This is a genomic window from Anaerobacillus sp. ABA4_114, assembly GCF_056159065.1.
Window position 1 is genome coordinate 3312104 of record NZ_JBSWUM010000001.1, and the last position, 12758, is coordinate 3324861.

Sequence of the window (12758 nt, forward strand, 5' to 3'; positions counted from 1 at the left end):
TCCTTCTTAAGAGAGGTTTTTCCCTACAATCGAGATAAACGAGACACACTGCCACGGATAGCCGCCAAGGTTATGGGTCAACCCGATCTTCGGATCATCTAACTGACGCTTATCCGCTTTTCCTTGAAACTGAAGGTACATTTCATACAACATCCGAAGCCCGCTTGCACCGATCGGATGACCGAACGATTTCAATCCCCCGTCTGGATTCACCGGAAGATCTCCTTTTAGATCGAAGCGTCCGTTTTGGACATCCTTCCACCCTTCTCCTCGCTCACTAAAACCGAGGTCTTCATAAATCACAAGCTCAGTCGGTGTAAAACAATCGTGCACTTCTGCCATATCGATCTCTTTCCTTGGGTTCTTAATCCCTGCCTGCTTATACGCATCTTCTGCAGCCCGAACGTTTTCTTGAATGCTAGTAAAATCAAAGTCCTGCGTCAGCATGCCCTCACCGGGTCCAGCCGCGATACTGAGCGCTTTAACGAGCATCGGATCGTTTCGATATTTTTTACTATCCTCTGTTCGAACAATCACGGCAGCCGCCGCCCCATCTGCGACGCCAGAGCAATCGAGTACGCCGAGGGGAGCTGCGATCATCGGCGAATTGATGATCCGCTCCATCGGAATCTCTTTTTGATACTGAGCCTTCTTATTCAACGCTCCGTTCGCATGATTCTTCCATGCGATTCGGGCCAAAACTTCTTTCCCTTGTTTTGCTTCGAGCCCATATCGATTAAAATATGCCGGAGCGAGCAACGAGAACGATGCCGGAGCAGTAATATTCGGGGACGTTCCATCTCCAGGAGATGAGTTCATAACGAGTCCGCTATATCCAGAGTCCTTTAACTTCTCAACACCAACGACGAGCGCCACATCATACGCCCCGGCTGCGACCGCATAACACGCGTTTCGAAACGCTTCAGACCCCGTCGCGCACATGTTCTCGACCCTCGTAACCGGGATATAGTCGCTCTTAAGTGGACCTGAAAGCGTCATGCCCGCATAGCCTGAATCCATCGTCCCGATCCAAGCCGCTTCAACATCCTTAAGCTCGATTCCCGCATCGTTCAAGGCCTCGTGCGCTGCTTCGATAATCAAATCATCCGTACTTTTATCCCAGTGCTCTGAAAACTTCGTACACCCCATCCCAACGACCGAAACCTTATCGTGAATTCCTTTACGACTCATGATGAACACCTCTCTTTGGAACGACTTTCCAAAAGTAATTATTGATTCCTCCTGCTTCATATAACTTACGGAAGCTGAACTCCACCTCAGTACCGATCGAAATCTCTTCAGGACCGCAGTCCGTGGCTTGAGCAAGCAACCTGCTTCCACCTTCGATATCGACCACCGCAAAAATCGTCGGAGGCGACACAGAAGTGGCAAGGTAATCGACCGTATAGGTTGCAACCTTCGCTCGTTTACCCTGGAGTGAGAACGGCTTCATCTCATCTTTCACATGACACTTCACACACACGCGCTGCTTCGGATAATAGCTCTGCCCACAATTCATGCACTCTGATCCAAAAAGACCTAGGATCTGATCTAAGTTTCGCTTCAAAGCCGGCGCTGAAGGTGTAGCTGCTCCAGGGCGCCTTCCTTCGTCCACCTCTAACAATTCGTACCAGCGCAAGTAATCGCTGTAACTGACGGTTGTTCCGTGTGAAAGCGTTTTCTTTTGTTTGTAAGAAGAAACCGCTTCTGTTGTCTGAAATAGCATTCCTTCGCATCCATCTCCTGCCTGAAGCCATAGGATCGTCTGCCCGGGAGTGCTTTCTGAAAGTGCCTTTGTAAGCATATAAGGACCGTTTGCCGTACCAAGATGCCCAATACTCGCATCACCAATATAGTTTATTTGCTCTTCCTTCGCGCCGATCTGTTTTGCCAATGTGATCGAAAGCTTTTCGGTTGGTCCCGCTACGATGACGGTGTCGATGCTCTCGAGCGACCTGCTCGTGCTGTTCAGAAGCTCATGAGCACATTGAAGAACTGCATCTGAAACGGAATGCGCGATGAACCGATCTTCCCACTGTCTTAGAAATTGATCTTGTGCGGTTCGCCACTGACTCATTTGTTCCCCAGCCACTTGTGATGACCCGATCAACTCTGCGAGTACATCTTCCCCTTCTCCGAGAAGAAAAGATACGGCCCCTGCCCCCATTTCAGCTTCGAGTGGGCTTTTTGGCTTTGCGAGCCTTCGATCGGCCAAACTCACAAGAATGGATCCTTTCCTCGCTTCGACTGCGTTCATACCTGCTCGTATGGCGTTCGTAGCAGCACGAAGACTATTTCCATAGTCGATCGTTCCAGTATTCGCAGGAAGGTGGAGCGCTTTAGCGAGCGTCACGCTGCACAATTTCTCTTGATACGGTGACGTTGTCGATGCAAAGTACACCGCTCCAGGCTGGTTCTTCTCTAGTACGTCACCTAACGCTTGCGATGCGTTTACCGCCATCGTTAGACTATCTTCATCATAATGAGCGACAGATTTTGTCCCTTTTCCAGCATAGCCGCCATGAAAGCCAGCGACTTCCTTTTTTGAAATGCGGTGATGAGGAAGGTACACTTCATATGCGATAATCCCTTGCATGGTTAGCCTCCTGTTCTTTGCTTATCCGCTGGTTCACCATCTATAAACCCAGACGAATTTTTCGAGTATAATAATTATAACAATATTCAGAAATCAAGCATGTAACAACATTTCGGTAAAAATCGTCAAATTCCTTTCGACTCATCATTATTGCAGTATATTTCTTTAAAATAAAAAAGGTACCTTCCTGATTGGGAAGGTACCTTAGAGTGTAGAGAAAGTCTCGGTATTTAAATGAAAGTAGTTGATCATTCCCATTCTAATTATTGTTAATGGATAGTGTAATATCTGTCTGTTAACCATTGGATGGAACGTTCGTTTTATATAATTTCTCATCAAGTAAGAGAGACGATCGCGGACTCCTGCGGTAGAACGGGCGGCCGAGACCGGGGTGTGGGTTTCACCTCGGGCTTGGACGTTCGTCCGCGGAAAGCATGCGATCGTCATCGACTACGGTATTGGGAGCACCGAATATTGACATAGGTTTCTCGACAAACTGAGGTACCTTCCTGTATCGGAAGGCACCTACTTGTTTATAGTACGAATGGATTTTTAAGATCGACCCATTGATACGTTTGTCCCCAGCTGTTTTTAGCAAGCTCGGTAACTTTCTCGACTAGACTCAGATCGACATCCTCTAGACTGCCCATCTCATTCGGATTATAGTGGAACGCATACACCCGGGAAAGGAATTGATCAAACGGTAGGGATGCTTCTCCTTCTTCTTCTCCATTGTTTCGAACCGTTGACCTGATTCCCTGTCCCCAGTTTTGGCCACTGTCGTTATTCGGATTGTAAAAGTACACCCTCATCTGACCTGAAGGATCAGGTGCGATTCTTTGAATTGAGATCGCATGCAGTCCAAGAAGATCAGCATTCGCAGTCGTAACAAAAATCCCGACCGGGTTCGGATAGATGAGCTGATGCCCGCCGTTGAAATCTGGATGGTGAGTCGCATAAAATAGCTTTGCGAACTCGTCATAATCCGCTACGGCACCTGTGACCGGCTGAATACAGGATGAAAATTCTTTTGAAATCCATTGTCCATAAAAAGATGGGTTCACCCATTTGTGTCCATCTTCTCCTCTTAACGCACAACGCTTCATCATATCATCGTAGATGCGATCTAAGTGTGGCACTAACACTAGTGAAACGGGATCGAGCTCCGTATGAAGATCCGGTGCAAGTCCTCCTGAAAGAAGCGATGAGTTGATCTCGATTCCTTCAAACATCATATCCACTTCGCCATCGCGACACGCTCTCGTTAACAGTTCTAATAAATAACCCGGATCATGCTGTGACCAAAGACTGATTCCCCGCGCAGACTGACACGTTGGGTTCAGACCTTGCCCAATTCCAAGCGGCTGTCCTAGAACGCTCACAACACCAGACAGTAAAAGACCAACTGCCGTAACGTCCTCAGAAAGGTTACGAGAAGCTAACAGATCTTTTTCAACTCCCGGAAGAAGCTCAAGCTCCACGATCCGTTCGAGTGCTGGAATAACGGGCGGGGATGATAGAACGCCTCGCTCGAGCATCCTCGCAAGCCCGTAAAGAGCCTGACACGTTGACCGATGAATCGCGAGGGTGATGATTTGTTTCACGATCTCAAAATGCTCGTTTAAATTTGCTTCACCTTTTTCCGTAAGATCAAGCGCAATCGTCAGGAGTTCTGTCTCATCGTGCTGAGCTAACTCCCTCACAAGGTCTGCATGAATAGGTGACACGATACCCGTATCACGCATGATGTTCGCAAACGCATCGGCCTCAGACACCTTTTCTGCTTTTGAAAGTGCCATGAACTTTTTCACATATTCTTGCTGATACGTTTTACTCAACGATGTCGGTCCATTCAAGCTATCGATATACCGCTGAATACTCGCTTTCCCTTCAGGCGTGAGATCTGGCTCATCCAATAAGTTTTCAGCGTAGCTGATCATCTCCACGATGCGGTTGACCATGATCGGTCGCTGTGACGTCAGCCGATCGATTTCATTCACGAACGTTGGAGCGAGAGAAGCTAATGATAGTTTGTTCGCGAGATATTGAAATAATAAGATCCCGCGCTTGTTTTCTTCTGTTTGACTGATGCGAGCTTCCTCTGTTTCAGGAGGGAAAATGAGTTCTAAGTTCAACGCCATAATCGTCGTAAGCAAATCCTTCGCTTCTTCCGCTTTCAGCTTCGAATGCTGAAGATCGCCTTTCGCAATCGCCAATAACCTTAACTCACTCAACACTTCAAATATAGAATAGTTACCATCTATTTTAAATGAACCAGAAACGAGCTTAGGCTGGAGCTTTCGTGGATTCTCCCACGGACCATCCTGAAAAATGCCTGCATTCTCATACTCCTCTACAAGCTCATACAGCTCATCAAACATATTGCTATCGATCAAAACAGCCGCATGTCTAAGAACATCATCTACTACAGCTGGATTTGAACCTGTTGACAACGTTTGCAGACTTCTCGCAAACTGCTCTTGATCATGATTTGAATATGAAGTTTTCATACTCACACATCCCCCAATTAGTTTAAGATAGCAATTTGTACCCGCTTCTTGATGAATAGAAACCTTTTTTTGTAAAATGTTTTTATATTTTTACAAAATCAGCCGTATGAAGAGTTCTCTTCGGATAAGCTTGCTCACACTACCTTTTCCGCTTGATAACGACTGAATGCGAGAAAACCTATCATTCTAACTACCATCATTTTTGTCTACACATGCGCCGTCTATTATAATAGAAGGACTGATAGCCTGAAGGAGGTTCTAGCAATGAAAGAAACCATCGCACTACATAAAGAATCATTTCTCGATGAACTAAAAGAGTTCTTGAAGATCCCTAGTATTTCTGCCGATCCTGCCTACAAAGAGGATGTACAAAAAGGAGCTGGCTTTATTGCAGACGCGCTCAAAAAAGCTAGCATGGAAAACATCGAAATCATCGAAACAGAAGGCCATCCAATCGTATACGCCGACTGGCTTCATGCAGAAGGAAAACCAACTGTGCTCATTTATGGTCACTACGACGTGCAGCCCGCAGATCCACTCGAACTGTGGGAAACCCCTCCTTTCGAACCCGTCATCCGGGACGATAAGCTATTCGCCCGCGGTGCGACTGATGATAAAGGGCAGCTTTTCATCCACATCAAAGCGATGGAGCTTTTAATGAACGAACACGGCAAGCTCCCTGTTAATGTGAAGTTCTGCATCGAAGGCGAAGAGGAAATCGCGAGCCCTAACCTCGATCCTTTTATTAATGAAGAAAGTGAAAAGCTAAGCTGTGACACGGTGCTCATTTCAGATACGTCATTCATTGAAAAAGGCTTACCCGCGATCTGCACGTCGCTTCGCGGCGCACTTGCCATGGAAGTAAACGTGAAAACAGCAAACACCGATCTTCACTCAGGCGTGTACGGTGGCGGCGTTCCGAATGCTGTTCACTCACTCGTCCGCCTTCTCGACTCTCTTCATGATGAGAATGGCAAAATTGCCGTAGAAGGCTTTTACGAAGGCGTCCCTGAACTAACCGATACGCTTCGAAAAGAAATCGCAGAAATTCCGTCTGACGAGGAAGCGATGAAAAAAGAACTCGGCCTATCTGCTCTACATGGAGAAGAAGGCTTCTCATTCAAAGAACGAACTGGCATCCGTCCGACCCTTGAAATCAACGGCATCACAGGAGGCTACCAGGGAGACGGCATCAAAACGATCGTTCCGTCTGAAGCGAGCGGAAAGATCAGCTGCCGTCTTGTTGGCGATCAAGATCCACAGCACATCTATGAGCTGATCGAAAAACACCTTGAAGCACAATGCCCAGAAGGCACAACGCTTTCCGTTAAACAGTTCATCAAGGCAAGACCGGTTGCTCTCGATTCTCGAAACCCGATGATTCAAAAAGCAGCCGACGCCTATGAAAACGTGTACGGAACGCGCGCCCTCTTCCCGAAAGAAGGCGGTTCAATCCCAATCGTCGAAGTCTTCGCAAGAGTGCTCGACGCACCCGTAGTCCTCATGGGCTTCGGTCTTCCATCTGAAAATCTTCACGCGCCAAACGAGCATTTTCATTTAGAGAACTTTACGAAGGGGATCGAGACGGTTGTGGCTTACTTGGAGTCGTTGTAGGAGGTATGCGGGGAGTTGTTTACCCGGGGCGATAGTTTCGCCGATATAAATGGATTTTCGCTGATATATTCTTAATTTCGCTGATATATCCAGATTTTCGCCGATATATTCTCAATTTCGCTGATATATCCAGATTGTCGCTGATATCCAGCTCTCTCCCCCCTCTTTTACCCATACAAAACGCCAGCGATGCCGTGCACCGCTGGCGTTTTCCTTCTTTTATTAGACTAGTATGCTTTTAATTAGCTAATAAACTCTCAATTTGGCTAATAAATTCGGATTTTGGACAATAAATCTCAGTTTTAGCTAATAAATCTTGATTTTAGACAATAAACAGAACAGGAGCCAGCTCGAAGATACCCCAACGAGTGTAATCTCCTTCAAAACGCTCCCTTCTCCCACACCTCATCCAACTTATCCGCATAAAATTCAATCGCTCTACGGTAGCTCAAGATCGCGTCATCATTCGTCGTCTCTACTAAATTCGTAAGCAAGAGTTCCATCGCCTCACCGTGTTCCCCGAGGTTATGTAGCGTCATCGAATAGAACACCTGGATCGCCCTGTTCTTAGGAAAGGTCTCCATCCCTTTTAAAAAGACAGCTTTCGATTTCTCGTAGTCTCCTAACGTTCGATATGTACTTCCTAAACCTAGCAGCGCTCCCTCTAACTCTTCAGTGGGAAGTCCTAGCTCGATCGCTTTTTCATAATATGGCACCGCTTCGGACTCTTTTCCTAATACATCAAAGCTCCAGGCGCACTGATAATGAACCGAAGCATCCTCTGGAAGCTCTTTTACTAGTTGAACGAACATTTCGTTCGCTTCTTGATGGTTGCCTTCCTGACGGTACCGAATCGCTCTCTCTACTTCTTTCTTCATCTTCTTCCACCTCTTACCATTTAGTCAGTTAATAATAGCTTATCATAGTTCCACATGGCGATTGCCCTTCTCCTATTTGACGCAACCAACAAATTAGACTATCATCTAATTAGATACTCATCTAACTATAAGAAAGGAGGATAACGTTTTGCAGTTAAATAGACTCGTAAATTTTCATAAGACACTCGGAGATCCAACACGTATACGCATACTTACTTTACTCGCTACTGGTCCCCTTCATGGACAAGCGATCGCTGGCAAGCTTGGTTTAAAAGCGCCTACCATCACACATCATATGATGAAATTAAGAGATACCGGCATCGTCTATCAGCGACGAGACAAGAACACCATCTACTACTACATAGATGAAAAGAAGTTCCGTTCCTATTCTGAAGCCCTGTCTAACATGCTTTATCATCCTGAACAAACGAAGGAGGACGATGCAATGAAAACACAAGCAGTGGTCAATAACTTTATGGCAAAAGACGGAACGTTAAAGCAGCTCCCTTCTCAGCGCAAAAAGAAAATCATTATACTCAAGCACTTGATCAACGGATTAGAACGTGGGAAAAAGTATCCTGAAAAAGAGATCAATGAGTATATTAAAAAGTTCCATCCTGACTTTGCGACGATTCGAAGAGAATTTATCATCAATCATTTCATGTACCGGGAAAATAACATTTATGAACTAAACCCAGAAGAAATGTGGGCGACGATCGATTGAGAGCACGGAATGTGCTCTCTTCTTTTTTTAGCGGTTATTTATAGGCAATTTTTAAATATAACAATAGAAAGAGATATAATAGGGTTAAACGAAGGAGCCATTTTATCTAGGGGGGATACGTGTGGATCTATTTGTCTTTATTATCATCATAGTTGGGATGTCTTTTCTTTTTTTATACTTTGTCATCAAATACGACTTAAAAAAGAAAGAATTAGAGCTAGAAAATAAGAAACTAGATTTAGAGAATAGAAAGTTAGAACTTCACAGCGAGAATCAACCAGAGGAAAGGAATTAGCGATCAAAAAAAGCACTGCAACTTGCAGTGCTTCTTAATTCACTTCTTACTTCTCAATCACACCACATGCGATGCGATCTCCCGCGTCACCAGATGGCTGTGATTCCATATCGTCAGCACCAGCGTGAATGACGAGTGCTGTGCCGCCTTCTTTAAGAAGAGAGTTATCTTCTCCTTCAGCAAGCGTTACTTTTTCGTTCATGATTTCTTTTTCAACCATGCCGTCCGGACTTACTTCAAGGTTTTCCATATCACCTGCATGCGGACCATCTTCTGATTCTGTTCCATGACTAACGTCCGCTGGATTAAAGTGGCCGCCTGCAGACTTGAAATCAGGTGCTTCGCACTTTCCTGTTTCATGAATGTGGAAGCCGTGCTCTCCTTCAGGTAAATCGGAAGCTTGAAGGTTGATCGTGACTCCTTTGTTCTCTTCAGTAATTTCAGCTGTGCCTACTTCATTTCCTTCAGCATCCTTCATCGTCACCATCACAGATTGGGAAGCTTCCTCTTCTTTTGTGCCTTCATCCGTTGCGCCTTCATCGGAACCTTCATCGTCCATCGTCGAATCATTCTCCGAGCCAGATTCCTCCTGGTTTGACGTATTTCCTCCACAGGCTGTTAGTACAAGAGCTAACGCCAACACCACCATGACGGTATACCATTTTTTCATACGAACCTCTCCCTCCTAAGCAGTTGTTATAACCATCTTTACACACTCAAGAACGTGGTAAACCTTCCAGATGGGAATTGCATCCATGTTCCTATGATCTTTTTTTATCATGACGTTCTTTCGTCTCTAATTTGGATAGCGTATCTGTTCTTCAAGAGACTTGAGACATAGTCGAACAATTTTATTCATCAAAAAAAGTTGATTAATTAGTTGTAATCCAAAATGATATCGTTTACACTATACTTAATCAAGAAAATTTGATGATTAGAGGTGAGAGGAAAATGGCCTTAGACCTTCCTTTATACGATGAAAAGCTCAACAACACGTTTACTAAGTACGAAAAGAAGTTCAAAGCACTTTCAGATCAGAAGAGACTTCACATCATGCACGAACTTACACAAGCTGGAGAACTGTGCGTATGTGACCTTACCGACAAGCTAAACCTACCACAATCGAAGCTATCCTATCATCTGAAGATACTTACCGATGCAGAGCTGATCACAAAGGAATTAAGAGGAACATGGAGCTACTATCGCTTGAACAAAAAAGAAGTGAACCATTTATTATCAGAGGAACTTTGCTGCTTGTTCCGCACAAATGACGGATGTTAATTTTTTTATCCAATACATCAAAAAAAATTGATTAAGGAGAGGATTTAGATGAGAACACATATTGGACTTAACGTAACAGACCTTAAGGCTTCGATCGAATTTTATACAAAGGTATTCAACAGTGAACCTGTAAAAGTGAAAGATGACTACGCGAAGTTCCTACCTGAAGAGCCTTCCGTAAACTTCACTCTTAATCTAAAAAATGAGGTAACGGGCAATCAGGTTGGACACTTCGGACTACAGGTCGAGAGTCATGAAGATGTGATGCGACATAAAGAAAGACTTGAGAAGCTAGGCTTTTTCGCTCGAGAAGAAATGAACACGAACTGCTGCTATGCCCTTCAAGATAAATTCTGGGTGACAGATCCCGATGGCAACGAGTGGGAGTATTTCTATACGAAGCAAGATAGCGAGGAACCTGAGGAAGCTGTTTCAAGCAGCTGTTGTTAAACCAACACGAACTAAAAAAGCGACCAGAGTTGGTCGCTTTTTCTTATTTCTCTACCATCAGACTTCTCAAGAAATCCAACACCATCTCATTATAGAGATGAGGGTTCTCGATGTTCGCAATGTGGCCCGCTCCAGGGAGAAGACCGATGTTTATATGCTCATTCTTACTCTTCACATAAGCTGCTGCTTCTACTTCATACAGCTCGTTGCTGCCGTTTAACAATAGTGTAGGCGTTTCGAGCGATGCAAGCGTTTCTTCTTGAATCACCGGATAGCTAAACGTCATCAGATCGTTTACCTTCGTCAACGTATCATACCACTTCGCACCGTGAATCTCTTTAAAATAATCCGCCGTATCAGGATCTGTTTCTTCCAAGTTAGAGAAATGCTTATGCTGCTCATCTAGCTTTCCTTTTAGATGCTCTGGCACAAACGGCGTATAGCCTGTTAAAATCAGTCCTTTTACTAAGTCAGGTCGTTTGATCGCAGTATGTATGGATAAGGTTGCACCAAGAGAAAGACCAAGTAAATACGCCGGCCCGTTCGCTTCTAAGTCTTCCACCAGCCACTCGACGGCCATCTCAATGTAATCCTGATTCGCTTCGATCGATGATACGCCGTGACCTGGAAGATCAGGTGTGATCACCTCATAATGCGTAGAGAAAAATTCCTTCTGTGTTTGAAAATGAAGGTCTCCTGTTCCCATGAAACCATGTAGCATATAAATTCGTTCCATTACCATTCACCGCCACTTCTAATTTTCTTACCTCTTCACTTTAACATAAACAAAAGCAGCGGAATAAAGCCGCTGCTCGAACTTACACAGTTGTTGTTTCTTCTTGCACAGACCAATCGAACTGATCACTCTTAAGCCACTTCCAAAGCGCTTCGATATCCTTCGAGAAGACGCGATCTTCTTTTATCGTAGGGACGACATCTCTTCCTTCCTCATGAAGCTTCTGGACAGATGTTGAAGCGTGTTTCAGTTCTCGATACTCGAGCGCTTGCATCGCACAGATCAATTCGATCGCAACGACCTTTTGAGCGTTGATTACGATTTGATAAGCGTGACGCGCCCCGATTGTACCCATGCTCACGTGATCCTCCTGATTCGCAGAGGAAGGAATGCTATCGACACTTGCCGGGTGTGCGAGAGTTTTATTTTCAGATACAAGTGAGGCTGCAGCGTATTGCATAATCATCGCACCGGACTGAAGGCCAGGGTTCGGACTTAAGAACCCAGGAAGATCGTTAAGCTGCGGATTCACCAGTCTTTCGATCCGTCGCTCTGAGATATTCGCCATCTCAGCCACTGCTATCTTCAAAAAGTCCATCGCTAAGGCAATCGGCTGACCATGAAAGTTTCCGCCTGAAACGATCGTTTCTCCGTCGTCGAAAATAAGCGGGTTATCAGTTGCTGCGTTCATTTCGATCTCAAGCTTTTCTTTTACATACGAAAGACTCTGTCTCGAAGCGCCGTGAACCTGTGGAATACATCTTAGAGAATAAGCATCTTGTACCCGCTTCTCTCCCTGATGGGTGATGAGCTTACTATCACTCGTAATCGTGCGAATGCGTTTCGCAACAGCTATTTGCTCACAATACCCACGGGCTTCGTGGATAGCAGGATGAAACGCATCGATGATTCCTTCGAGTGCTTCAAGCGTCATCGAAGCGATCCAATCGCTCTGGTCGAAAAGTCGTTCCGCTTCGATATAGTTGATCACACCCATCGCCGTCATCGCCTGTGTCCCATTTATCAGGGCTAGACCCTCTTTTGCTTTCAAAGTAAGAGGTTTATAGCCAAGTTCATCATACACTTCTGATGTTGGACGAATGTCCCCTTTGTAGTGAACCTCTCCTTCTCCAACTAACACGAGCGCAAGATGTGAAAGCGGTGCGAGATCACCCGAAGCTCCAAGTGACCCTTGACTCGGAATAACGGGAATCATTCCCTCGTTCGCTAGATCACGTAAACGCTCAACGACACATGGCCTCACACCAGAGAAACCTTTGATCAACGCGTTGAGCCTAAGAACGACCATCGCTTTACTAACATCGACTGGAAAATGCTCCCCAACTCCGCAAGCATGTGAGCGGATGAGGTGAAGCTGCAGCTCGTCGACATTTTTATCTGGAATAAGAACGTCGCTGAACTTTCCAAATCCTGTGTTGATTCCATAAACGGTCTTCCCTGTCGCAACGATCTTCTCAACCGCTTTGCGACTTTTCTTCACCTTCTCCATACTCGACGGGTGAATCGAGACATCTTCGTCTCCGTATATGATCTTCTTCATCTCTTTTAACGTTAAATCAGATCCGGTTAACAATATCATGGTTCATTCTCCTCCCAGTTTTTCAAGGCTATACAAAAAGGAGACGACAATGGTACATAGCGTACCATCGCCGT

The 12758-nt window shown here is 45.2% G+C and carries 12 protein-coding genes; 5 read left to right on the forward strand and 7 right to left on the reverse strand.

The annotated features are described in order from the left end of the window. Nucleotides 1-6: 6 nt before the first annotated feature. From ACXAEY_RS17115 to ACXAEY_RS17125, 3 genes are all read right to left on the reverse strand, one after another. Nucleotides 7-1191, reverse strand: coding sequence for an acetyl-CoA acetyltransferase (locus ACXAEY_RS17115; RefSeq protein WP_270180835.1), 1185 nt, complete (start codon nucleotides 1189-1191; stop codon nucleotides 7-9). Beyond that, on the reverse strand, nucleotides 1181-2596 hold the full coding sequence (locus ACXAEY_RS17120) for an OB-fold domain-containing protein (protein WP_474813678.1): 1416 nt from the start codon (nucleotides 2594-2596) through the stop codon (nucleotides 1181-1183). Before ACXAEY_RS17120 ends, ACXAEY_RS17115 begins: the two co-directional genes overlap by 11 nt. A 533-nt stretch (nucleotides 2597-3129) precedes the next feature. Further along, complete coding sequence (locus ACXAEY_RS17125; protein WP_474813681.1) at nucleotides 3130-5106, reverse strand: hypothetical protein; 1977 nt, start codon at nucleotides 5104-5106, stop codon at nucleotides 3130-3132. Nucleotides 5107-5370: 264 nt separating this feature from the next. On the opposite strand from ACXAEY_RS17125, the gene ACXAEY_RS17130 reads away from it, so the two are divergent. After that, nucleotides 5371-6720, forward strand: a complete 1350-nt coding sequence (locus tag ACXAEY_RS17130) for a dipeptidase (protein ID WP_474813682.1) — start codon at nucleotides 5371-5373, stop codon at nucleotides 6718-6720. A 380-nt stretch (nucleotides 6721-7100) separates the two neighbouring features. On the opposite strand, the gene ACXAEY_RS17135 is transcribed toward ACXAEY_RS17130, so the two are convergent. Further along, a complete protein-coding gene (locus tag ACXAEY_RS17135) occupies nucleotides 7101-7598 on the reverse strand; it encodes a tetratricopeptide repeat protein (RefSeq protein WP_474813685.1) in 498 nt (165 codons plus the stop codon). Nucleotides 7599-7746: 148 nt separating this feature from the next. On the opposite strand from ACXAEY_RS17135, the gene ACXAEY_RS17140 reads away from it, so the two are divergent. Then, nucleotides 7747-8322 (forward strand): DUF2087 domain-containing protein, encoded by a 576-nt coding sequence (locus ACXAEY_RS17140; protein ID WP_474813687.1) that lies wholly within the window; start codon nucleotides 7747-7749, stop codon nucleotides 8320-8322. A gap of 121 nt (nucleotides 8323-8443) precedes the next feature. Further along, on the forward strand, nucleotides 8444-8617 hold the full coding sequence (locus ACXAEY_RS17145) for a hypothetical protein (RefSeq protein ID WP_270180830.1): 174 nt from the start codon (nucleotides 8444-8446) through the stop codon (nucleotides 8615-8617). A gap of 46 nt (nucleotides 8618-8663) precedes the next feature. On the opposite strand, the gene ACXAEY_RS17150 is transcribed toward ACXAEY_RS17145, so the two are convergent. Further along, nucleotides 8664-9287: a superoxide dismutase family protein gene (locus ACXAEY_RS17150; RefSeq protein ID WP_474813691.1), complete on the reverse strand. Its 624-nt coding sequence runs from the start codon at nucleotides 9285-9287 to the stop codon at nucleotides 8664-8666. Between the two features lie 281 nt (nucleotides 9288-9568). Here ACXAEY_RS17150 and ACXAEY_RS17155 point away from each other — a divergent pair, with 281 nt between their 5' ends. Continuing rightward, the gene (locus ACXAEY_RS17155) at nucleotides 9569-9898 is read left to right on the forward strand and encodes an ArsR/SmtB family transcription factor (protein WP_474813693.1); all 330 of its coding nucleotides are present in this window, start codon (nucleotides 9569-9571) and stop codon (nucleotides 9896-9898) included. Between the two features lie 48 nt (nucleotides 9899-9946). Next, nucleotides 9947-10348 carry an ArsI/CadI family heavy metal resistance metalloenzyme gene (locus ACXAEY_RS17160; protein ID WP_474813696.1) on the forward strand — a complete coding sequence of 134 codons (402 nt, stop codon included), beginning with the start codon at nucleotides 9947-9949 and terminating at the stop codon, nucleotides 10346-10348. 43 nt (nucleotides 10349-10391) lie between these two features. On the opposite strand, the gene ACXAEY_RS17165 is transcribed toward ACXAEY_RS17160, so the two are convergent. After that, the gene (locus ACXAEY_RS17165; RefSeq protein ID WP_474813698.1) at nucleotides 10392-11084 is read right to left on the reverse strand and encodes an alpha/beta fold hydrolase; all 693 of its coding nucleotides are present in this window, start codon (nucleotides 11082-11084) and stop codon (nucleotides 10392-10394) included. 82 nt (nucleotides 11085-11166) lie between these two features. Beyond that, nucleotides 11167-12684: a histidine ammonia-lyase gene (gene hutH, locus ACXAEY_RS17170; protein WP_474813700.1), complete on the reverse strand. Its 1518-nt coding sequence runs from the start codon at nucleotides 12682-12684 to the stop codon at nucleotides 11167-11169. Nucleotides 12685-12758: the final 74 nt, after the last annotated feature.